23 protein-coding genes are annotated in these 20,162 nt (G+C 69.4%); 12 read left to right on the top strand and 11 right to left on the bottom strand.

Annotated elements, in window-relative coordinates; genetic code table 11:
* Nucleotide 1 precedes the first annotated feature (1 nt).
* From CA237_RS02095 to CA237_RS19860, 4 genes are all read right to left on the bottom strand, one after another.
* Nucleotides 2-892: a hypothetical protein gene (locus CA237_RS02095; protein WP_126012587.1), complete on the bottom strand. Its 891-nt coding sequence runs from the start codon at nt 890-892 to the stop codon at nt 2-4.
* On the bottom strand, nt 889-1,581 hold the full coding sequence (locus CA237_RS02090) for a hypothetical protein (RefSeq protein WP_066686792.1): 693 nt from the start codon (nt 1,579-1,581) through the stop codon (nt 889-891). The genes CA237_RS02095 and CA237_RS02090 overlap by 4 nt, the downstream gene beginning before the upstream one ends.
* Nucleotides 1,578-2,459, bottom strand: coding sequence for a 3'-5' exonuclease (locus tag CA237_RS02085; RefSeq protein WP_084401166.1), 882 nt, complete (start codon nt 2,457-2,459; stop codon nt 1,578-1,580). The genes CA237_RS02090 and CA237_RS02085 overlap by 4 nt, the downstream gene beginning before the upstream one ends.
* Before the next feature lie 66 nt (nt 2,460-2,525).
* Complete coding sequence (locus CA237_RS19860; protein WP_198158464.1) at nt 2,526-3,263, bottom strand: hypothetical protein; 738 nt, start codon at nt 3,261-3,263, stop codon at nt 2,526-2,528.
* A 216-nt stretch (nt 3,264-3,479) separates the two neighbouring features.
* Between CA237_RS19860 and CA237_RS02075 the strand changes: the two genes are divergently transcribed.
* The gene (locus tag CA237_RS02075; protein WP_232307842.1) at nt 3,480-3,800 is read left to right on the top strand and encodes a metalloregulator ArsR/SmtB family transcription factor; all 321 of its coding nucleotides are present in this window, start codon (nt 3,480-3,482) and stop codon (nt 3,798-3,800) included.
* A 265-nt stretch (nt 3,801-4,065) separates the two neighbouring features.
* On the opposite strand, the gene CA237_RS02070 is transcribed toward CA237_RS02075, so the two are convergent.
* The 4 genes from CA237_RS02070 to CA237_RS02055 all read right to left on the bottom strand — a co-directional run bounded on the left by CA237_RS02070 (nt 4,066) and on the right by CA237_RS02055 (nt 7,876).
* Nucleotides 4,066-5,901: a hypothetical protein gene (locus tag CA237_RS02070; protein WP_066686802.1), complete on the bottom strand. Its 1,836-nt coding sequence runs from the start codon at nt 5,899-5,901 to the stop codon at nt 4,066-4,068.
* Complete coding sequence (locus tag CA237_RS02065) at nt 5,901-6,407, bottom strand: ABC-three component system middle component 2 (protein ID WP_206432935.1); 507 nt, start codon at nt 6,405-6,407, stop codon at nt 5,901-5,903. The genes CA237_RS02070 and CA237_RS02065 overlap by 1 nt, the downstream gene beginning before the upstream one ends.
* Nucleotides 6,395-7,396, bottom strand: coding sequence for an ABC-three component system protein (locus CA237_RS02060; protein ID WP_164523809.1), 1,002 nt, complete (start codon nt 7,394-7,396; stop codon nt 6,395-6,397). The genes CA237_RS02065 and CA237_RS02060 overlap by 13 nt, the downstream gene beginning before the upstream one ends.
* A 69-nt stretch (nt 7,397-7,465) precedes the next feature.
* The gene (locus CA237_RS02055) at nt 7,466-7,876 is read right to left on the bottom strand and encodes a helix-turn-helix domain-containing protein (RefSeq protein ID WP_232307843.1); all 411 of its coding nucleotides are present in this window, start codon (nt 7,874-7,876) and stop codon (nt 7,466-7,468) included.
* A gap of 78 nt (nt 7,877-7,954) precedes the next feature.
* Here CA237_RS02055 and CA237_RS02050 point away from each other — a divergent pair, with 78 nt between their 5' ends.
* Genes CA237_RS02050 through CA237_RS02020 form a run of 7 tightly spaced genes read left to right on the top strand, consistent with a single transcriptional unit; the run spans nt 7,955 to nt 15,959 of the window.
* Entirely contained in the window at nt 7,955-8,602 is a 648-nt protein-coding gene (locus tag CA237_RS02050; protein ID WP_066686809.1) for a cation transporter, read from the top strand.
* Nucleotides 8,602-8,967 (top strand): DUF3703 domain-containing protein, encoded by a 366-nt coding sequence (locus CA237_RS02045; RefSeq protein WP_084401239.1) that lies wholly within the window; start codon nt 8,602-8,604, stop codon nt 8,965-8,967. The genes CA237_RS02050 and CA237_RS02045 overlap by 1 nt, the downstream gene beginning before the upstream one ends.
* Nucleotides 8,968-9,023: 56 nt before the next feature.
* Nucleotides 9,024-9,350, top strand: coding sequence for a hypothetical protein (locus CA237_RS02040; protein ID WP_126012581.1), 327 nt, complete (start codon nt 9,024-9,026; stop codon nt 9,348-9,350).
* A gap of 54 nt (nt 9,351-9,404) precedes the next feature.
* Nucleotides 9,405-10,670, top strand: coding sequence for a TolC family protein (locus CA237_RS02035; RefSeq protein ID WP_066686815.1), 1,266 nt, complete (start codon nt 9,405-9,407; stop codon nt 10,668-10,670).
* The gene (locus CA237_RS02030) at nt 10,667-11,818 is read left to right on the top strand and encodes an efflux RND transporter periplasmic adaptor subunit (protein WP_066686818.1); all 1,152 of its coding nucleotides are present in this window, start codon (nt 10,667-10,669) and stop codon (nt 11,816-11,818) included. The genes CA237_RS02035 and CA237_RS02030 overlap by 4 nt, the downstream gene beginning before the upstream one ends.
* A gap of 3 nt (nt 11,819-11,821) precedes the next feature.
* A complete protein-coding gene (locus CA237_RS02025) occupies nt 11,822-15,052 on the top strand; it encodes a CusA/CzcA family heavy metal efflux RND transporter (protein ID WP_126012578.1) in 3,231 nt (1,076 codons plus the stop codon).
* Entirely contained in the window at nt 15,042-15,959 is a 918-nt protein-coding gene (locus tag CA237_RS02020) for a cation diffusion facilitator family transporter (RefSeq protein WP_066686823.1), read from the top strand. The genes CA237_RS02025 and CA237_RS02020 overlap by 11 nt, the downstream gene beginning before the upstream one ends.
* A gap of 217 nt (nt 15,960-16,176) precedes the next feature.
* Here the strand turns inward: CA237_RS02020 and CA237_RS02015 are convergent, their stop codons facing one another.
* A complete protein-coding gene (locus tag CA237_RS02015; RefSeq protein WP_066686826.1) occupies nt 16,177-16,569 on the bottom strand; it encodes a MerR family DNA-binding protein in 393 nt (130 codons plus the stop codon).
* 35 nt (nt 16,570-16,604) lie between these two features.
* On the opposite strand from CA237_RS02015, the gene CA237_RS02010 reads away from it, so the two are divergent.
* Nucleotides 16,605-17,393, top strand: a complete 789-nt coding sequence (locus tag CA237_RS02010) for a glutaredoxin family protein (RefSeq protein ID WP_126012576.1) — start codon at nt 16,605-16,607, stop codon at nt 17,391-17,393.
* Between the two features lie 37 nt (nt 17,394-17,430).
* On the opposite strand, the gene copD is transcribed toward CA237_RS02010, so the two are convergent.
* Both copD and copC read right to left on the bottom strand, forming a co-directional pair.
* Nucleotides 17,431-18,357 carry a copper homeostasis membrane protein CopD gene (copD, locus tag CA237_RS02005; protein ID WP_066686830.1) on the bottom strand — a complete coding sequence of 309 codons (927 nt, stop codon included), beginning with the start codon at nt 18,355-18,357 and terminating at the stop codon, nt 17,431-17,433.
* 2 nt (nt 18,358-18,359) lie between these two features.
* Nucleotides 18,360-18,734, bottom strand: a complete 375-nt coding sequence (copC, locus tag CA237_RS02000) for a copper homeostasis periplasmic binding protein CopC (RefSeq protein ID WP_066688011.1) — start codon at nt 18,732-18,734, stop codon at nt 18,360-18,362.
* A gap of 145 nt (nt 18,735-18,879) precedes the next feature.
* Between copC and CA237_RS01995 the strand changes: the two genes are divergently transcribed.
* Genes CA237_RS01995 through CA237_RS01985 form a run of 3 tightly spaced genes read left to right on the top strand, consistent with a single transcriptional unit; the run spans nt 18,880 to nt 20,158 of the window.
* On the top strand, nt 18,880-19,155 hold the full coding sequence (locus CA237_RS01995; RefSeq protein WP_066686833.1) for a hypothetical protein: 276 nt from the start codon (nt 18,880-18,882) through the stop codon (nt 19,153-19,155).
* Nucleotides 19,152-19,592: a periplasmic heavy metal sensor gene (locus CA237_RS01990; RefSeq protein ID WP_066686836.1), complete on the top strand. Its 441-nt coding sequence runs from the start codon at nt 19,152-19,154 to the stop codon at nt 19,590-19,592. The genes CA237_RS01995 and CA237_RS01990 overlap by 4 nt, the downstream gene beginning before the upstream one ends.
* Complete coding sequence (locus tag CA237_RS01985; protein ID WP_066686839.1) at nt 19,589-20,158, top strand: RNA polymerase sigma factor; 570 nt, start codon at nt 19,589-19,591, stop codon at nt 20,156-20,158. Before CA237_RS01990 ends, CA237_RS01985 begins: the two co-directional genes overlap by 4 nt.
* Nucleotides 20,159-20,162: the final 4 nt, after the last annotated feature.

The raw sequence follows: 20,162 nt of genomic DNA, 5'->3' as shown, positions 1-20,162 counted from the left end.
CTCATTGTTGGAATTGGGCATCGAGCCACGGGCATGCGTCGGCGTAGATCCTCGCGACGGACCGCTCGCCGCGAAGGCGCGCGAGGTAAGCCAGTCCGTCCTCGGCGAGCCCGCCGACGCGATCGACAACGCCATGATCGACGGCCGCTTCGGCCAAGATCTCGACGAGGTGAAGCGGGACGTCCTGATCTTCCGGGAAGCGGAGGGGAACCGGCTCAAGCAGGCGCAGCAGCGTCGGCGTTAGCGCCGCCGGTTCCTGCACCTGGATCATCCAGTTCACGTGACGCAGGTCGACGGTCGCACCGCAGGCATAATCCACCCACCGTTCCGCCGTCGCGGGATCGATCATACGCGCCAGATCGGTCTGCCCGGCCGCATCGAGATCGTCGATACCGCAGACGCTGACGATGGGGTTGGCGCAGCGCGACACGGCCATGGCGAGAACAGGCGCCGACGGCAGTATCAGGTCCGGCCCGCATGCGGTCGGCCGCAGCTGCTCGATACCGAACGCTCCGCCGACCGTCACGCCGACATGCGGCAACTCGGCCTGGCTCGCGATCCGGCGCGCGACGTGCGTGCGTCCGACCCCCGCAGGACCGCTCAGCATCAGCGGGGGAAGCGTCAGCCAGTCGGCCCCGGTCGCCTCCTGCCGCAATACCGCGCGGTCGATCACGCCGCGCAGAGACGACTGCCAGCCGAAGCCCAGGTCCGCGGTCAGCCGCCTGCGGATTCTGTCCCCGCCGCCACACAGCGGAAGCGCCGCGTCCAGGCCCAGCAGCATCGCGTCGGGCGTGAAGCCCTGCGCCACGAGGACCGACGCCGGCCCTTCGAAGGGGCGTTGCGCAGGCAGGCCGACGGCCAACGGGCCGCCGTCGGGAGCGGCCGCGTTCATTCGCCCCTCCAGAACCTGAGCGGGCGGCGGCCGCCTGAGCCCAGGCCGCGGCGCTTCACGTCCGCCTCCGTCTGTCGCATGCCGGCGATGACCACGCGTTCGAGCGCGACCGCCCCCTCGGCCGCGACCAGGGTGCGAAACTCGGCGAAGCGCGGCCTCTGCCAGCGCATCCAGTCCAGCACGCGCTCGCGCTCCCACTTCTCGGAAAAGCGCATGACAAAGAACGGCTTGTCCTCGTCCCCGCTTTCCAGCGACAGGCCGGGGCGCTGGTTCTTGGGATCGAGGATGAAGAGCTCGATGCGCTCGTGCAGCCGGCGGCGCTCCTCGGCCTCGAGCCGCGCGGTCTCCTCCTGCACCGCGGCCTCATCCGCATCGCGGCGAGCGCCCTCGACCACGATGGCGGAGACGGCCTGGTCGCCGAACAGGAACGCCAGGCGCGCCCACAACGACCACTGATCGGGTCGCCTCGTCATCCAGTCGAAGACCTCGCGGGCCGACCGGGGATCGAGATGGGCGTCCCAGATGGCGTCGCGCCGCCCGGCATCCGGCGCAACGCGTCGGACGAGCAGCACCGATCCCGCTTCCGCGTCGACGGCGGGCCAGCAGCCCGCGCCGACGTCGGGCGCTTCGACGAGCAGCGCCGTGCGGTCCGCGGCGCGGCGGTCGCGGCGGTGGCCGGCGGCGGTCACAGGAACCTCGTCGTGGCCGAGATCTCCTCGAACGTCGGCCCGAGCGCCCTCGCCGAAGTCGAATAGACGTTGGCCGCCAGCCAGAACTCCTCGCGCCCGCGCTCGTCGTCGGTGACCTCGGTCCACCAGGTCTTGCGGGCGGGGTCCCAACGGTATCCGCGCGACCGGAGCAGATCCTTGACCGAGAAGTCCGCACCCACGGCGCGCACCACCCAGCTCGGGCTTGCGGAACGCTCGAGCAGATCGGCGAGCGCGGTCCGGCCGTCCTCGAACGGGTGACGAAGGAGCTGGATCACCGCATCCACGTCGGCGCCCGCCCGGTGGCCGTCGTGGAACCATCCTGCCTGACAGAGCAGGAAGCCGAGGCTCCGACCATCGAAGCCACGGCTGCGCCAGTCGACCTGCTCCATGGTGCAGGCCCAGGCGAGACCCTGTGCCCCCTCGAGCCGACGCTCGACCCAGCGACGGTCGAACCTACTGTGGTGGGCGATCACGATGGTGGCCGATCGCAGCAGGCGAACCGCAGCCTCGTCGTCGATGATCTGACCGGCGACGTCCTCGTCGCGAAGGCCGGTCAGCATCGCGATCTCCGGCGGGATCGGCTTTCCCGGGTCCTCGGTCCATTCGTAGGCGCGGTCGATGTGGGTGATGACGCCCTGATCGTCATACCTGAACCGGCGCATCGCAAGTTCGATGATGGCGTCGCGTTCGACGTCGAGGCCCGTGGTCTCCACGTCGAGCACCAGTCCGACATGCGGACCCTTGGCGATGCCGTCGCCGGTCGGCCCCTCCTGCACGTCGAGCCTGTGCAGGAGGCGAACGGACGAATCGCCGTCTTCCGCGGGCGCGAGTTCGCGCCCGACGTTCGAGAACGTCATGGTCTGTCTCCATTTCGGTTGGGATAGGTTGCTGAGCGGTCGGCGCTGGGGGCGCCGTGGCGAGGATCAGGAGGGGAGGCGCTGCTCGACCGTGATGTCCAGGCCCTCGAAGCTCGCGCGCCGCCGCCGCCGGCCCACCGCGATCAGGGTGTCGACCACCGCAGGCGGCACCATTCCGATCGTCGCCGGGCATTCCGGATCGAACCCGACGCGGATCTCGGCCTGCGCAGCAGCCGCGGACCCGAACCGCGCGCGGATGCGCTCGCGAACCACGGCGGCCGACGGCGCCAGCGAAGCGTGGAAGGCGTGGAGCAGCTCCCCACCGCGAGCGATCACGACGACCGCGCTATAGAGACGCAGCCGCGGAGCGCCCGGCGCGCCGCCCGAAACGTCGCCGCGGGCGCCGCCGGACCAAGGGCCGCCGAAGTCATCCTCGCCGAGGCCGTCGGCGAGGATGGCGTCGATACGCGCCGGCGCCGCATCGAGGCCGATCGACAGGCCGTGCAGCAGAACGGCGCGCAGGCAGTTGTCCCGGTCGAGGCAAGCCTCCAGCGCTGCCGATCCGCGGAAGAGGCGGCGGGGCGCCAACATCCACGCCATCGGATCGTGGCCGATACCTTCGCGCTGGAACCGCGCGCCCGCCTCGGCGGCGACCAGCGCCACGCGGGTCAGGGCCCGGCGGGAGGTCGTCACCACGGCGTCGGAGCTTTCGTCCGCATCCAGGGGGTCCAGATACTCGACCGAGGTGCCTGCGGTCGATGCGGGGACGGTCTGGTATTTCGCATTCAGAGTCATGGCGTTCATGGCCTTGCTCCCGTCGCCGATGGACCTGACGCAGACCCGCCCGATCACGGCGACCAATGATCGGACCGGATCAATGTAGAACCAATCCCAATCATTTCAATCCTTCTAGGAATGCCGAAATGTATTTTGGTGGTTAACGGCGTGGAAATCACCGCCGGCCGGATCATGAGCGCTTGCAGCGGCTGACGCTTCGACTATTCTAGTGGAGTGGAAAAGATGAAAGCGATCGAGGTGATGAGCGCGCTGGCGCAGCCGACCCGTCTGGAGGTCTTCACCCACCTGTCGCGCGCGATGCCGGACGGTCTCTCCGCCGGCGGGCTTGCGGAGCGGATTGGGACGCCCGCCAGCACCATGTCCGTCCATCTGACCATTCTCTCGCGCGCAGGGCTAGTCTCATCGACCAAGGCCGGCCGCAACGTAATCTACAAAGCGGAGCCAGGACCTGTGCGCGACCTTGCGACGTTCCTCGTGAGCGACTGCTGCGTTCAGCGTGGTGCGCCATCGATCACCTACGACGGCGGCAAGCCCAAGGCCTGAGCCGGCGACTTCACCTACATGCGATCAGTAGAAGCGCGCGGCACAGCGCATCGATGGCACCCGATTCCCAAGCGGCGAACGTGACAAGGCCGGCAGCCACCAAGCCTGCGACCCAGTTGGCGCTCGTCTCGACCCGATCGTAAATCCGGCGCGACTCAGCCAGTGGCGTTCGTGCGAGCGCGTCGAACTCGGCATCGGATAGATAGGCGTAGCCCTTGTGCTGCGCGCATCTTCTAGGCCTGCATAATGACCTAATCACGCTCTGCTAGAGCAGGCCCGCGCGTCCGCTCGACCCCCCTCGAAACACGATGACCTTAGCGCCTGCTTCTAGGCCAGCGGGCGGGTCCACGTTCTCGACGACGATGAACTGACCCATTTCCTTCAACGATGCGAGATGGCTGAAGAAGTGCTGCTTGAGCGATGAGGCGACCAGAGCACGCTCGTCCTCCGTCAACGCATCGTCACCGATCGGATCGCGGTAGGTGAGCAGCGGCGTATCGAGCACCAGGAAGCCAGGATGCGGCAGCCCGCGCTCCTTGCAGAATACCAGCAGCGCCACCTTGAACGCGGCGTGCGTGATGGCACGCACGCCCTTTCCGTTATGACCTCGCAACTTCCCGTCGATACGCAGATCGTAGCTCGCCTCGTCGAACGACACGTGGCGGTCGCCGGGAAAATTCCAGGCGCTCAGGACCTGGCTGACGACTTGGGCGAACTCGTGCACCGTCGGACCATCGACCCCTATCCGGGGGCGATCCGCCTTGCCTGCAGGCTTGCGCGCCGCAATCTCGGCGCGGCGTTCCAGAAGCGACTTCCGCTGATCGAGCAGCGCCAGGCCACGCCTGACCTGGTCACGCACCTCCATGATCTCGGACATGGCGCGACGAGCCTCGGTGGCGCCCGGCGTCAGGCGCTCCAGCTGTGCCTCAGTATCCTGAAGGCTTTCTCGAACGGTAGGCAGATGGTCGACCAGCCTCAGCCGATCCGTAACCAGCTGAGCCATCGTGCTCGCCAGATCAGCGCGCTGCCTGACGATCTTCGCGGCTTCGGCAGCTGCCGCGGCGCGCACCCGCTCGACGTCACCGACCTCCTCATGATGATGCTGGCTGTCGGGCGCAGCCCCGCAGAGGGGACAGTCCCGCCCGCCGCCAAGCGTCAGCAGGAACCCCGCCTCGTCCAGCGCCTCAAGGCGCTGGATGTCGGACACATAAACCGAATCGAGCTGCGCAAACCGCTCAAGGCTCAGGTCGATGTCGTCGAGGCGGGCCGTGGCCATCGAGACCTCCAACCCCAGTCGCCGCTTGCGTTCGAGCAGGTCCCGGATGGAACCCTGAGCCGCATCGAGATCGGCCTGAGCAGCGACGAACGTCGCCTCGAGGCGGTCGTTCTGCTCCTTCAGCTCGTCCGCATCGGCGAACCCGTTCTCGATCTCCGCGTCGACGGCCGCGAGCATGTCGTCCAGCATCTCGATCTGTGCCGAGGTCGATGACTTGAACGTGCGGCTGTCCACCACTTCGACGATCGCGCTGTCGTCGATCCCGGTCAGCAGCAGCTTGAAGGCGCTGCGCTCCGCCGTCTGGGTGACCGGGCTTCCGGTCTGAATGGGCGAACCCTCGCTCTGGATCGTCGTCTCGTCGACGATGCAAAAGCGCGAGATATCGCGGAAGCTGAGCGACCGCTTCTTCCCGTTCGCGTCGACCGCGATCCGCTTCCCGCGCAGACCGACCTGACCCAACAGGAACTGCGATAGGTTCGCGTCGTCAGTGTGATCGTGCTTGGCGCCGAGGACGCGGACATCGTCCGCACCATCCTGCGGAACGGCCAGGCCTGGGCGGACGGCGAAGTTCCCGCCAGCCAGTGCGCGCGACAGCATCTCGTCGCCGTCTGGTGTCGACAGGCCTAGCCAGACCCGCTCATACGGGCGTCGCTCGCTGATGTCCGGCAGCAGCCGCGAGCCGCCCAGCATGTAGTCAATCGCCTTGGTGGCGAAGGACTTGCCCGTGTTCGAAGCGCCGTAGACGAGGTTGAGCCCATCGGCGAAGTCGAGTTCGGAGACGATGCCCGGACCCGAGAAGGCGATCTTGCGGATCACGATCGTCATCAGGATCCACCGCCAGGTTGGGCGCCGTCCGAGCTGAACTCGACCGACCACCTGTCCAGCCGATGCTCCACCTGCCGCGCCAATTCCTCGGCGGACAGATCGGCGAAGTGGTCGACGAGCCACTTCGCGCAAGTCTTCAAGGCTTGGGCGTATTCGGTGCGCATCAGGCTGACGAACGGCGCCGCCTCGTCGCTCGCGCGGAACGAGACGCCATGTTCGTCTGCGACAGCGTCGACGAGGTGGACGCGCCGCATGAGCGTGAGACTGTCCTCGACAAGCCTTCGGCGGACGAGCAGCTCCCCGGTCCGCTCAGGCAACGGAGGGTGCAGGCTCGGCGGCCCGCCCGCGTCTCCCGTGTGAACGACCAGGTGGTCGAACCAGGTCAGCCGGGCGAGGTCGAGCGTCCGTGGATAGGCCGCATCCAGCACGATGACCGCACGGGTGCCCGTCTCGAGCTTGCTGTTGAAAAGCCCGATCACCTCGGACCGGTCGATCACCTCTTCCACACGAACTTCCCGTCGTTGGCGAAGTGATGGCAGAAGCCCTGCTTCACCGGGACCCGCGCGTGCCGCGCGAGCAGTCCGCCGGGCGTCACGGCGGCCGCCTGCGACATCACGGCGTCGATCCGCCCGAGCGTGTCGCCATGATTGCCGCGATAATGGCCGCTGACGCCGTGATAGACATCGTCGTGAAGGGCCTCGAGATCCTCCTCCAGCGTGTTGTCCCTGTAGAACCGGTTGAAGGCGTCGGCTTCGAAGAACCGCTTGCGCTGATCCTGCAAGTGCTCGCCGAATTCGGGATGATCCCCCACGGCGACGTGATCGTCGAACGGCGATCCGGCGCGCTCGCCATACGCGTCGATGAGCTGGCCGAGATACAGCTGTTCGCGGACGTCCACGTCCAACGGCACGATACCGCGGGGCGCGGGGCCGGGGTCTGCGCCGAACCACTTCGCCAGCACGGGCGCCGCAGTCTCGTCGCCCAGGATGTCGTCGACCGTCAGCCGCTTGACCTGGCCGAAGTCGAACGCGTTGACGAGCGCCAGCAGCGACCCCTCCAGCGCGATGGTCTGCCCGGTCACGATCTTCTTGGCGCAAACCGCGTTCCAGCGGTCGATCAGCGCCGTGCGCAACTCGGATGGATTGAAGACCAGTTTCTCCAGATCCCGGCCCATCCCGCGTGGGGCGACGAAGAAGTAGGCGGTCGGCGGCGTGAATTCGCCGCTATCGCTATGATACAGGATCTTGCCCAGCTCGAGCAGCGCTGACGACGTCGCCAAGGTCCGCCCATACTGCTTGCACTGATAGTTGTGCCATGGCCCCTCGTGACGTCGATCGGTCAGGAAGCCGACGATGTCGCGACCCAGGTCGCCCGCGCCGGAGAATCGCTGGACCTCGACATAGTCCGACGTCTTCCGCGCGATCCAGTCGCGGACGAACCGTTCCAAGTCCTCGTCTTCGAGCGCCAGAATCTCGCGGTGGAATCCCATCGACATGGCATAGCGGCGGCGTCGCGCACCCGGCAAGGATGTCGTGCCGGTGCATCTGATCCGACGAACGATGAGCTAGCTTGCGTTGTCGCGAAGTCTCTCGTCGCCGAACGCCTCCAGGATGCGGCAGTCGCCCACCGTGCCACCCGCGCAGTTCGAGATGATGGCGGAGAGCTCGCGTCGCAGGCCGCGCAGGTCGGCGATCTTGCGATCCACGTCGGCCAGGTGCTTCGACGCGATGGCATCGATTGTGTCGCACGAACGGTCCCGTTGGCGCGCCAGGTCCAGCATCGCCCTGATCTCCTCGAGCGTGAAGCCTAGGTCCCGCGTCTTCCGGATGAAGCGCAGCCTGTCGAGATCGCCCGTTGAGTACGAGCGGTAGTTGCCGCCCGTCCTGGCCGGCGGCGCGATCAGGCCCGCCCGCTCGTAGTAGCGAATCGTCTCCACCTTCACACCGGTCGCGGCGGCCAGTCGTCCGATCGTCAGGTCGGCCACGAAACCCCTTGAGTCTATAGTTGCTACAGGGTCCATATACCCATCCACGTCGAGTCGCACGAGGTGGAAATGGCCTGCAGCAGCTGCGCGTCGGGGAAGCCCGACCCCAACAACAGCCCGTCGTGGCGCCGCGCGCTCTGGATCGCGCTCGCCGTGAACGCGACCATGTTCGTCGCCGAGATGGCGGCGGGCGTCGCGGGCGGCTCGAAGGCGCTGCAGGCGGACGCGCTCGACTTCCTGGGCGACGCCGCGAACTATGCGATCAGCCTCGGGGTCGCGGGCATGGCGCTCGCCTGGCGAGCCCGCGCGGCCCTGCTGAAGGGCGGCACACTGGCGCTGCTCGGCATGTACGTGTTCGCCACGACGGCCTGGGCGGTCGGGCACGGCGGCACGCCCGAGGCCGAGGTGATGGGCGTGGTCGGCGTGGCCGCCCTAGTCGCCAACGCCGCCGTCGCGATGATGCTCTACCGCTACCGGACGGGCGACGCGAACATGCGCTCCGTCTGGATCTGCTCGCGCAACGACGCCATCGGCAACGTCGCCGTCGTCCTCGCCGCCGCCGGCGTGTTCGGCACCGGCACTGCCTGGCCGGACCTGCTCGTCGCCGGGACCATGGCCACGCTCGGCATCTCGGGCGGCGTCCAGATCATCCGGCAGGCGCGCGCCGAGCTGAGCCGCGAGCGTCGCGCCCAGATCCTACAGAGGGGAGCAGCATGATGACGGACCTCGTCAAGTCGAGACTGCGCGAACTCGTCGGGCTTGAACTCGAGCGACACGACGCCTCGGCCGCCATCGGCGACATCGGCGCCGCCTGGTGGGCGCTGGAACGTGCCCACATCCTTTCGCAACCCGATCTTCCGCTGCACCTGCGGGTGCACTGGACCTTGCTCGGCTATGCCGTTCGCCAGCGCGACCTGCGCGAAGTCGCGGGCCAGACGCTGCGGCTGGCCCTGGCGCCGATCGGCTCGCTGACGGGTCGGATACCGGTCGGCAACACGGGCCGCTCCAACGTCAGCGCGTTCCAGCCCATGCCGATCCCCGCAGACCTGCGTGCCACGATCGAAGCGGAGCCGAAACCGTGACCGCTCCGTCGCTGACACGCCGGTCAGACGATGCTATGCGGTCCCTCGTGTCACGCATGCTGCGCTTCCTGATCGGCCTCGCGCTCCTAGCCTCCATGGGGCTGGGCGTGGCCGCGCACGCGAACGAGCAGATGTGCATCCCGGGTGTCGAAGCGGCCGCGGTCGCCGGTCACGTCGATGGCGATGCCGACCAGGTGCCCGCCGATTCCGAGAAGGGCTACCCGCATCACCACGGTGGCTGCCACGGCCACCACGTCGCCGCCCCGCTCGACCGGGTGGCGCACGCCGCCCCGCGAGCGAGCGCGGGCGAGCACATGGCCGGCGACAGCGCCGAACTCGCGATGGTCCAGGCCGACTCCACGCTGAGACCGCCGATCGCCTGACGTGCGCCGCGCCGCCGGAACCCGGCGGCCGTCATCCCACGTCAGGAGCAACACATGCATCGCATCATCGCGGCCGCGCTGGCCGCATCCGTCTGCGCATCGTCCGCGCAGGCGCAGACCAGTCCACCGGCAGCCGCGCAGGATGGGCTCACGCTTGAACAGGCGCTCGACCTCGCAGGCGCCAATGCGCCGGGGATCGGGGCAGCGGACGCCGGGGTCAGGGCCGCCGAGGCCCAGCGCCGCGTCGCCGGGCAGCGGCCCAACCCCTCGGTCAACGTGGAGGTCGAGAACGTCGTCGGCACGGGCGCATACAGCGGCATCCGCGGCGCCGAGACGACCGTCGGCATGTCGCTGCCGCTGGAGCTCGGCGGCAAGCGCTCCGCGCGGATCGCAGTGGCGGACACGCAGACCGCCCGTGCCCGACTGGCGGTGGTGACGGCCCGTGCCGATCTCAGGCTCCGCGTCACCCAGGCCTACAACGAGGCGGTGGCGTCCGAACGCCGGCTGCTGATCGCGCGCGACCAGCGGCGCATCGCCACCGAGGGACTGAGGGCGGCGAACGTGCGCGTCCGCGCCGGCCGGGCCTCCCCACTGGAGGAGCAGCGCGCCGACGTCGCTCGCATCAACGCGGACACCGCGCTCGCCCAGGCCGAGCGGGCGGTGACACTCGCGCGCGCCAACCTGGCACGGCTGATCGTGCGCGACCCCGGCGCCCTCGATCTCGGCTGGTTCGACAGGGTCGCCGCCGGCCTCGGCCCGCGGCTTCCCATCAGTCCGGAAGGGACGCTTGCCCTGGCCGCGGCGGAGGCGGAGGTCGCGACCGCCAATGCGCAGGTGCGGTTGGCGCGCAGCCAGCGGGTCCCGGACCTCACGCTGAGCGCAGGTGCCCGCCGGCTGGAGGCCACCAACGACGTGGCGGCGGTATTCGGCGTCAGCGTGCCGATCCCGTTGTTCAACAACGGCCGCGCCGGCGTCGACGCCGCCCGCGCAGAACGGGACCAGGCCGAGGCGCTGCGGCGGGTCGCGCTGTTCGACGCGCAGCGGGCGATCGCCACGGCGGAGACCGACCTCGCCAACGCGGAGGCGAACGCGCGAGCGGCAAACGGCCCGGCGCTCGCGGCGGCTCAGGAGGCCGCCCGCATCGCCCGCATCGGTTACCGCGAGGGCAAGTTCGGCCAGCTCGACCTGCTCGAGGCGGAGCGCACGCTCGCCCAGACCCGCTCGGCCGCCATCGACGCGCTCGCCGCCTATCACGACGCCGAGGCGCGCCTGGAGCGGCTCACCGCCCGCGCGCCAGCCAACACGGAAGTCCAGCCATGAAGAAGACCATCCTGCGGGCGCTCGTCCCCGCGACCCTAGCACTGACGCTCGCCGGCTGCGGCGGCGGCACCGAAGCGCCGGCGGAGAACGCCGCCGGCGAGCACGCGGCCGAGGAAGGCCACGCCGAGGAGGGCGTGGTCACGCTCACCCAGCAGCAGATCACCGACGCGGGCATCGAGGTCGTCCGGCCGACGGTCGGCGGCGTCGCCGGCGCCATCGAGGTGAGCGCCACGATCGAGGGCGATCCGCAGGGCGTGCAGGTCGCGTCCGCCGCGATCGGCGGGCGGCTCGTATCGCTGACCAGGAACCTTGGGCAATCCGTCGGACGCGGCGACGTGCTCGCCGTGATCGAGAGCCGCGAGGCGGCATCGCTGAAGGGCGAGATCGAGGCGGCGCGCGCCCGGGCGGCACTGGCACAGTCCAACCTCCGGCGCGAGCAGCGTCTGTTCGCCGAGCGCGTCTCGCCCGAGCAGGACCTGATTGCCGCCCGCACGGCGGCGACCGAGGCCAACATCGCGCTCCGCCTCGCGCAGCAGCAGCTCGCCGCAACCGGCGGCGGCGGAGGGGCGCTCAACCGCGTCACCGTGCGCTCGCCCATCTCCGGGCAGGTCATCGCCCGGTCGGCCACCCTCGGCCAGACCGTGGCGGCGGACGCGGAGCTGTTCCGCATCGCCAACCTGTCGAAGGTATCGGTCGCGATGTCGCTGCTGCCGGCGGATGCCGGGCGCGTGCAGCCCGGCGCGCAGGTCGAGGTCACAGGTCCCGGGCGTCGGCAGGCCGCACGGGTCACGTTCGTGTCGCCGGTCCTCGACGAGACCACCCGGCTGGTGCCGGTCATCGCCACGCTCGACAACGGCGGCAACACCTGGCGCGTGGGCGAGACCGTCAACGCGTCCGTCATCGTGCCGGCAGGCGGCGACCGGACCGTCGCCGTGCCGTCGGCCGCCGTCCAGATGATCGAGGACAAGCCGCACGTCTTCGTGCGCACCGCGACCGGCTTCAAGGCGGTGCCGGTGACGCTCGGCCGTCGCAACGGCGGCCAGGTCATAGTCACGGCCGGTCTCAACGGTGACGAACGCATCGCGTCCACCAACTCCTTCACCCTCAAGGCCGAGCTCGGAAAGGGCGAGGCGAGCCATGAGGACTGAGCCATGATCGCCCGCATCGTCACCTTCTCGGTGGAGCGGCGCTGGTTCGTCCTGCTGCTCACCGCCGTCGCCGCCATCGCCGGCATGCTCGCGCTCCAGCGGCTGCCGATCGATGCCGTCCCCGACATCACCAACAACCAGGTCCAGATCAACGTCGTCGCACCAGCGCTCTCACCCGACCAGGTCGAGAAGCAGGTCGCCTTCACGGTAGAGACCGCGCTCGCGGGCATCCCCGGCCTCGAATACACCCGCTCGCTCAGCCGCAACGGGTTCGCCCAGATCACGGCGGTGTTCGACGAGGGCACCGACATCTACTTCGCGCGCCAGCAGGTGTCCGAGCGCCTGCGCACGGCCGAGGAGGACCTGCCAGAGGGCGTGAACCCCGAGATGGGCCCGATCGCCACCGGCCTCGGCGACATCTTCATGTGGACCGTCGAATACCGCGAGCTCGACAAGGTCAACCACAAGAGCGGCGAGCCCGGGCTGCAGCCCGACGGCAGCTACATCAGCCCCGAGGGCGACCATCTCGTCAGCGAGGCTGACAAGGCGACCTACCTCCGCACCGTGCAGGACTGGATCGTCGCGCCGCAGCTGAAGGGCACCGCCGGCCTGGCCGGCATCGACTCACTGGGCGGCTACACCAAGGAATATCTGGTCGTCCCCGACGTGCAGCGCATGGCGGCGATGAAGATCACGCTGCAGGACCTCGCCACCGCACTCGAGCGCAACAACACCAGCGCCGGCGCGGGCGTCGTCAACCGCAACGGCGAGGGCCTGTCGGTGCGCGCCGACGGCCGCGTCCGCACGGCCGACGAACTGGCTCGGACGGTGATCGCCACGCGCGAAGGCGTGGCCATCGTGCTGAGCCAGGTGGCGGAGGTCAGGACCGGTCAGGGCCTGCGCATGGGCTCCGCGTCCGAGAACGGCCGCGAGGTGGTCGTCGGCACCGCCGTCATGCGGATCGGCGAGAACAGCCGCACCGTCTCGACGGGCGTGTCGGAGCGCCTGGAGGAGATCGGGCCGTCGCTGCCCGTCGACGTGGTGGTCAAGCCGGTGCTCAACCGCACCGACCTCGTCAACTCGACCATATCGACCGTGGCGCGCAACCTCGCCGAGGGCGCGCTGCTCGTCATCGTCGTGCTGTTCGCGCTGCTGGGCAACTTCCGCGCGGCGCTCATCGCCGCGATGGTGATCCCCATCACCATGCTGCTGACCAGCATCGGCATGCTGCAGGCGGGCGTGTCCGCCAACCTGATGAGCCTCGGCGCGCTCGACTTCGGCCTGATCGTCGACGGGGCGGTGATCATCGTGGAGAACTCGCTGCGGCGGCTGGGCGAGGCGCAGCATGGACGCGGCGACGCGTTGCCGCTGAAGGAACGGCTCGCCATCGTCGCGGCGTCGGCGCGCGAGATGATCCGCCCGTCCGTCTACGGCCAGGCGATCATCATCCTCGTCTACGCGCCGCTGCTCACCTTCACGGGCGTCGAGGGCAAGATGTTCGAACCCATGGCGCTGACAGTGATCATCGCGCTGGTCTTCGCGTTCGTCCTGTCGCTGACCTTCGTGCCCGCGGCGATCGCGATTTGGCTGAGCAAGCGGGTGGAGGAAAAGGAGGGGCGGATCATATCCGCGCTCCGCCGGCGCTACGAGCCGGGCCTCGACACCGCGCTGCGCCGCCCGAACGCCACGCTCGGCATCGCCCTCGGCGCGCTCGCGCTGTCGGCCGTCGCCTTCACGACGCTCGGACAGGAGTTCCTGCCGCAGCTCGACGAGGGCAACGTGCTGGTCCAGGCGATCCGGATCCCCGGCACGTCGGTCGACCAGAGCCAGGCGATGCAGGCGCAGGTCGAGAAGGCGATCGCCAAGGAGCCCGAGGTCCAGTTCGCGTTTTCGCGGACCGGCACGTCGGAGATCGCCTCCGACCCGATGCCTGCGAACATCACCGACACCTTCGTGATCCTGAAGCCGAGGGAACAATGGCCCGACCCGAACCTCGGCAAGGCCGAGTTCGTCGAGCGGCTGGAAAGGCGACTCTCGACCCTCCCGGGCAACAACTACGAGATCACCCAGCCCATCCAGATGCGCTTCAACGAGCTGATCGCGGGCGTGCGCGGGGACGTCGCGGTGAAGGTGTTCGGCGACGACTTCGCCCAGATGAACGCGACGGCGGAGGCGATCGCCGGCGTGCTGCGCCGGACGCAGGGCGCGACCGACGTGCGGGTCGAGCAGACGGAGGGGCTGCCGATGCTGGACATCCGGCCGAACCGCACCGCGATGTCGCGGGTCGGGGTGACCGCGGGCGACGTGCAGGACACGGTCGCCGCCGCGATCGGCGGGCGCGAGGCCGGCATGATCTTCGAGGGCGACCGGCGGTTCCCGGTCGTGATCCGCCTGCCGGAGTCGGCACGCTCCGATCTCACCGCCATCGCGCAGGTACCCGTGCCAACGGCCGAGGGCGGGTTCGTCCCGCTCTCGACCGTCGCGAACATCGAGATCATCGACGGCCCGAACCAGATCAGCCGCGAGAACGGCAAGCGCCGCGTCGTCGTGCAGGCGAACGTGCGCGGCCGCGATGTCGCGGGCGTCGTGGCGGACGCGCAGGCGGCGATCGGCGCCCGGGTGAAGATGCCGCCAGGCACCTACCTCGAATGGGGCGGCCAGTTCGAGAACCTGGCCTCGGCGCGTGACCGGCTGATGGTCGTGGTGCCGATCTGCTTCGCGGTCATTATGCTGCTGCTCTACGGGGCGCTTGGCTCGGTCCGCGACGCGCTGATCGTCTTCACCGGCGTGCCGCTGGCCCTGGTCGGGGGCATCCTCGCGCTGCTGCTAAGGGGCATGCCATTCTCGATCTCGGCCGCCGTCGGGTTCATCGCGCTGTCCGGGGTCGCGGTGCTCAACGGACTGGTGATGCTGTCCGCGATCCAGGACCTGCTGGCGCGAGGCCTCGACCGCGCGGCAGCCGCCCGCGAGGGCGCGCTGGCAAGGCTGCGGCCGGTCGCGATGACGGCGCTCGTCGCCTCGCTCGGCTTCGTGCCGATGGCGCTCGGGCACGGGGCCGGTGCCGAGGTGCAGAAGCCGCTGGCGACGGTGGTCATCGGCGGACTGATCTCGGCCACGCTGCTGACGCTGTTCGTCCTGCCGACGCTCTACGCCCGCTTCGGCCAGCGGCGGATCGAGGCGAGCGCGACGGACGCAACCACCGACATCGAAGGAGTGCAGACGCATGGCGCATGATCACGGATCAGGCGGTCATTCCCACGACCACACCGCGGGCGCGAACGCGAAGATGCTCGGCTGGGCGCTCGCGCTCACGTCCACCTACCTAGTGGCCGAGGTCGTCGGCGGCTTCGTGTTCAACAGCCTCGCACTGCTGTCGGACGCCGCCCACATGCTCACCGACGTCGCCGCGCTGGTGATCGCGCTGATGGCCATCCGGATCGGGCAGCGCCCGCCGGACGACCGCCGCACCTTCGGCTACCGGCGCTTCGAGATCCTGGCCGCCGCGTTCAACGCGATCCTGCTGTTCGGCATCGCGATCTACGTCTTCGTCGAGGCAATCCAGCGGTTCACCGATCCCGAGCCGGTGCAATCTTGGGGCATGCTGATCGTCGCGGCGATCGGCCTCGTCGTGAACCTGGTCTCGATGCGCCTGCTCACCGCGGGCAAGGAAGGCAGCTTCAACGTCAAGGGCGCCTATCTCGAGGTGTGGGCGGACATGATCGGGTCGGTCAGCGTCATCATCGGCGCGCTCGCCATCAAGTTCACCGGCTGGACCTGGATCGACCCGATCGTCGCCGTGGCGATCGGCCTGTGGGTGCTGCCACGGACCTGGGTCCTGCTGCGCGACACGACGAACGTCCTGCTCGAGGGCGTGCCTTCGGGCCTGCGGCTGGTCGAGGTGCGGGCGGCGGTCTCTGCCGTCCCCGGCGTCGCCGGCCTCCACGACCTCCACGTCTGGTCGATGTCGAACGACGACGTCAGCTGCACCATGCATGTCACCTTGGCGCCGGGCGCCGATGCCGACACCGTCCGCAAGGCCGTCACCGAGCTGATCGACGAGCGGTTCGGCATCGAGCACGCGACGATCCAGACCGAGGGACCGGGCGAGGCGTGCGAGGAGAGCGAGCATCTCCACGACTGATGACGAGAAGCCGCCGGCGGCGCGGCGGGCGCCGCGCCGATGGACGGACGAGGACGACGCCGAACTCCGCGTCCGACTCGAGGCCCGCCAGCAGACGGCGCAGATCGCCCGGGAGATGGGAAGGACGATCGACGGGCTTCGTGGCCGGGCGCAGGTGCTGGGACTGACCCTCACGCCGTCGCAGCGGCCGTGGCGGTCGTTTCCGCGGCGCGGGTGATCAGGGCTCGAAGGCGGTGATGATGGGGCAGGCCCCTGCCGACCCGCTGCCACACGCGTCGGCCAGCCGAACGAGCGCCGACCGCGCGTCCTGCAGCTCTGCGATCCTCGCATCCAGCGCCGCCACGCGCGACCTCGCCAGCTCGCGCGCCCGCACGCGGTCATCGACGGCGTCCAGCTCGAGCAGTTCGCCGATCTCGTCCAGCGTGAACCCAGCACCCTGCGCCGACCGGATGAAGCGCAGACGACGGACGTCGGGCTCGCCGTAGCTGCGGAACCCGCTGCCGCCCGGCCGCTTGGGTTCGCTGAGCAAACCCCGGCGCTGATAGTAACGCACCGTCTCGACGCCCACCCCGCCAGCCTCCGCCAATCGTGCGATCGTCATCCTCGACATGGGCTATTGACTCCGGACCATACTACGGACCCTATATGGGCCGGGTGCAGTTGAACAGCAAACCGGAGCGCCCCGTGTCCCAACGTCCCACCGCCGTCCTTCACCGCATGGTGATGCCGACCCATACCTGCCCCTATGGCCTCAAGGCCCTGGACCTGCTTCGGCGCAGGGGCTTCGAGGTCGAGGACCATCATCTCACGACGCGCGCCGAGACGGACGCGTTCAAGGATAAGCACGGCGTGAAGACGACGCCGCAGGTGTTCATCGATGGTCGGCGCATCGGTGGATACGACGACCTGCGGCGGCACTTCGGCATGCAGGTCGCCGAGCCCGGCGCCACCAGCTACCGCCCGGTGATCGCGCTCTTCGCCATGACCGCGCTGCTCGCGCTGGCGGCAAGCCATGCGGCGTTCGGATCCCCGTTCACGCTCCACGCGCTGCAGTGGTTCGGCGGGTTCAGCATGGCCGTCCTGGCGCTGCTCAAGCTGCAGGACGTCGAGAAGTTCTCGACCATGTTCCTCAACTATGACCTGCTCGCCAAGCGCTGGGTCCGCTACGGCTACGTCTACCCCTTCGCCGAGGGCTTGGCCGGCGTCCTCATGGTGGCCGGCGCGCTGAACTGGCTCTCCATCCCGATCGCGCTGTTCATCGGCACGGTCGGCGCCGTCTCGGTCTTCAAGGCGGTCTACATCGACAAACGCGAGCTCAAGTGCGCGTGCGTCGGCGGCAGCTCGAACGTGCCGCTCGGCTTCGTCAGCCTGACCGAGAATCTCGGCATGATCGCGATGGCGGTCTGGATGCTGACCGGCATGGGCGGAATGTGAGGCCGTGCGGGCAGCCGTCGCGCAGCTGCCCGCACCGTCATCCGGCCGCCGAGACCGGCTCCAGCGTGCCCAGCCACGCGACGAGCGCCAGCACCGCGATACCCAGCGCGGCCTCGAACGCCAGGCTCAGCCGCAACGCGCCGATCTCACGTCGCGCCGCCCCCGATGACGCGACGGATCCAAGGGCCGGGGTCAGCCGAAACCTGTTCAAGGATGCCAGCCCCACCATCGCGGCGAACGCGCCCAGCTTGGCAAGCAGCAGCTGGCCGTAAAGCGTGAAGGGCAGGCTGGGCATACCGTCGGGCCCTATGATCAGCCAGCCGTTCACGACCCCCGTGACGACGATGATCGCCACCGCCGCCGTGCCCGCGCGCGAGAAGCCGTGAAGCGCGCGCCAGGACAGATCGAGATGCCCGGCGTCGATCCTTGCCGCCGGTCTGGCGACGAGCAGGACGAGGCCGAGAAGGGATCCCATCCAGATGGCCGCCCCGAGCAGGTGGAGTATGTCCGCGCCCAGGTGAAGAAGGCCGAGCGCGCCCTCGCTCATCGCGCCGTGTCCGCCCCAGGCAAGCGTGGCGACCGCCAGCCCGAAGGCGATCGCCGACGCCGCGATGCGCGTCGGTGGGGGCTCCGCGCCGCGGATGGTCGATGCCGATCCGACCGCCAGGACGAGCGCGACCATCCGAATCGTCCAGGCGGCGCCATAGGGCGTCTCGTCGACGATCATCGTCAGAGTCTCGCGGTCGACCTGCGCCAGGGTCGTGCCCGCCATCGCCGCCGTCATGACGAGCAGGCCGCCTGCGGAAAGCACGAGACCAAGGCACCCGCACGCGACAAGCACCGCGCGCAGCGGCATGACCCTGGCGGTGCCAGCCGGCGCGGTCAGCGCGAAAGCTGCCAGGCCGCAGGCTAGCATCAGGTCGAGGTAGAGCGCGAACCGGATGGCGATTCCCGCCCAGTCCATCGTCAGGCGACCTTGAAGGCGTAGCTGCCCTTCACCCGGTGGGTATCGGCCGATACGCCGTGCCAGTCGAGGCGGTAGGTGCCCTTGGGCAGCGGCTTCGCCAGCGTGAGGATCATCGTCTTGCGATCAGGGCTGACGGCCATCTTGGCAGGCATCTTCATCGGCGGGTGCGAGTCCATCCCGGGCATGCCCGTCATCACGATGTCCGCGCCCGAGAGCTTGGGCAGCAGCGCCTCGGTGAAGGTCACCTGGACCCGCGCCGTCGGTGCGACCGTGGCGTTCGGCGCCGGATTGGCCGAGACCAGCTTGGGGTGGGCCATGGCAGGTGCCGCGATCACCGCGAGGGCGGCAGCGGCGACGACAGCTTGGAAACGCATCTTCGACTCCATCGTGAGATCAGGGATCGTCGAGGAATACGCGCCGCGCCGCTCGGACCCTCGCGGACGTCGGTGCACTTCTCGACTGCGCGCACCGGCGAGGGCTGCTAGCAACTAACCCGTATTAGGGGGAATGGAGAACCACATGGACTTCGATCTCGATGCCGCACTCCGTCGGGTCGCCGACGACGAGCATCCCGGGCTGAGCACGATCGACGCGGCCGTGTTCAATCGCGTGCGGGCCAACCGGACGAGCGCGCGGACCGGCATCGGCGCCGTCGCCTTCGCCGCCGTCGGTGCGATCGTGCTGGGCACGATGACTGCCGGCCCCGCGGCTTCGCCCGCGAGCGCCGCCCCCATCGATCCCTTCGGCGTGGCGGGTCCACTCGCACCGTCGACGCTGCTGCTCACCGAGCGATGACGCGCGGACGCTGGACCGCGCTGGTCGCGGTCGTCGCCTTCCTCGCCGCGATCGGCGGCGTGTTCGTCGGCCGCGTGCTCATCCCGGCGCGGCATGCGCAGACGTCGGAACTGCACGCCCTGCTGCACCATGACCTCAAGCTCGATGCCAGTCAGGAAGCCAGCATCGAGCAGCTCGAGCGCGAGTTCGCGGGCAAGCGCAAGTCGCTGGAGGCGGAGCTGCGCGCCGACAACGCGCGGCTCGCCGCCGCCATCGAGGCCGAGCACGGGAATGGCCCCAAGGTAGCCGCGGCCGTGGACGCGTCGCACCGCGCCATGGGCGAGCTGCAGAAGGCGACGCTCACGCACGTGTTCGCCATGCGCGAAGTGCTGCGCCCCGAGCAGAGGGCGGCATTCGACCGCGCGGTCACCAAGTCGCTGACCACCGGCGACCGGTGAGGGCCGATCTGGCGGCACTCGCCGATGGCGACCTCGCAAGCCGTTCGGCTGCCGGGGACGACGAGGCGTTCGCCGAGATCATGCGAAGGCACCGCCAGCGGGTCTACCGCCTTATCCTCGCCAACGTCGCCGACGCGGACGAGGCGCTGGACCTCGTGCAGGAGACGTTCGTATCGGCCCACGGCGCGCTCCGCCGGTTCGATCCGAACCGGCCCATGTCGGCGTGGCTCGCGCGCATCGCGCTCAACAAGTCGCGCGACTGGGCCCGCCGGCGCGCGGTCAGGCGTATGCTCGGCCTGGCCACGCCCGTCGAGGAGATCGCCGAGCTGCATGCCGACGACCAGCCCCTGCAGGACGTGCAGGCGTCCGACCGAGCCGAGCTCAACCGGCTGGCCCGAGCTGTGGCGCAGCTGCCGTCGTCACAGCGAGAGCCGCTCGTGCTCTGCGCGGTCGATGGGCTCAGCCAGGCCGAGGCGAGCGAGGTGCTCGCGATCAGCGAGAAGGCCGTCGAGACGCGCATCCGGCGGGCCCGGCTGACCCTGGCGCAGCTGCTCGGCCGGAACTGACGCC

The sequence above is a fragment of the Sphingomonas sp. ABOLH genome, assembly GCF_003951715.1.
In the GTDB taxonomy this organism is placed as follows: domain Bacteria; phylum Pseudomonadota; class Alphaproteobacteria; order Sphingomonadales; family Sphingomonadaceae; genus Sphingomonas; species Sphingomonas hankookensis_A.
This window is presented reverse-complemented; position numbering and strand designations above follow the sequence as displayed.

Coding starts and splice junctions, on each gene's coding strand:
- copD (WP_066686830.1), bottom strand. CDS start 18,357: ATGGACTGGGCGGGAATCGCCATCCGGTTCGCGCTCTACCTCGACCTG.
- CA237_RS02050 (WP_066686809.1), top strand. CDS start 7,955: ATGGCCTGCAGCAGCTGCGCGTCGGGGAAGCCCGACCCCAACAACAGC.
- CA237_RS02075 (WP_232307842.1), top strand. CDS start 3,480: ATGAAAGCGATCGAGGTGATGAGCGCGCTGGCGCAGCCGACCCGTCTG.
- CA237_RS02060 (WP_164523809.1), bottom strand. CDS start 7,396: ATGTCGATGGGATTCCACCGCGAGATTCTGGCGCTCGAAGACGAGGAC.
- CA237_RS02030 (WP_066686818.1), top strand. CDS start 10,667: ATGAAGAAGACCATCCTGCGGGCGCTCGTCCCCGCGACCCTAGCACTG.
- CA237_RS02015 (WP_066686826.1), bottom strand. CDS start 16,569: ATGTCGAGGATGACGATCGCACGATTGGCGGAGGCTGGCGGGGTGGGC.
- CA237_RS02010 (WP_126012576.1), top strand. CDS start 16,605: ATGGGCCGGGTGCAGTTGAACAGCAAACCGGAGCGCCCCGTGTCCCAA.
- CA237_RS02045 (WP_084401239.1), top strand. CDS start 8,602: ATGACGGACCTCGTCAAGTCGAGACTGCGCGAACTCGTCGGGCTTGAA.
- CA237_RS02095 (WP_126012587.1), bottom strand. CDS start 892: ATGAACGCGGCCGCTCCCGACGGCGGCCCGTTGGCCGTCGGCCTGCCT.
- CA237_RS19860 (WP_198158464.1), bottom strand. CDS start 3,263: ATGAACGCCATGACTCTGAATGCGAAATACCAGACCGTCCCCGCATCG.
- copC (WP_066688011.1), bottom strand. CDS start 18,734: ATGCGTTTCCAAGCTGTCGTCGCCGCTGCCGCCCTCGCGGTGATCGCG.
- CA237_RS02020 (WP_066686823.1), top strand. CDS start 15,042: ATGGCGCATGATCACGGATCAGGCGGTCATTCCCACGACCACACCGCG.
- CA237_RS02040 (WP_126012581.1), top strand. CDS start 9,024: ATGCTGCGCTTCCTGATCGGCCTCGCGCTCCTAGCCTCCATGGGGCTG.
- CA237_RS02070 (WP_066686802.1), bottom strand. CDS start 5,901: ATGACGATCGTGATCCGCAAGATCGCCTTCTCGGGTCCGGGCATCGTC.
- CA237_RS02035 (WP_066686815.1), top strand. CDS start 9,405: ATGCATCGCATCATCGCGGCCGCGCTGGCCGCATCCGTCTGCGCATCG.
- CA237_RS02025 (WP_126012578.1), top strand. CDS start 11,822: ATGATCGCCCGCATCGTCACCTTCTCGGTGGAGCGGCGCTGGTTCGTC.
- CA237_RS01990 (WP_066686836.1), top strand. CDS start 19,152: ATGACGCGCGGACGCTGGACCGCGCTGGTCGCGGTCGTCGCCTTCCTC.
- CA237_RS01995 (WP_066686833.1), top strand. CDS start 18,880: ATGGACTTCGATCTCGATGCCGCACTCCGTCGGGTCGCCGACGACGAG.
- CA237_RS02085 (WP_084401166.1), bottom strand. CDS start 2,459: ATGACGTTCTCGAACGTCGGGCGCGAACTCGCGCCCGCGGAAGACGGC.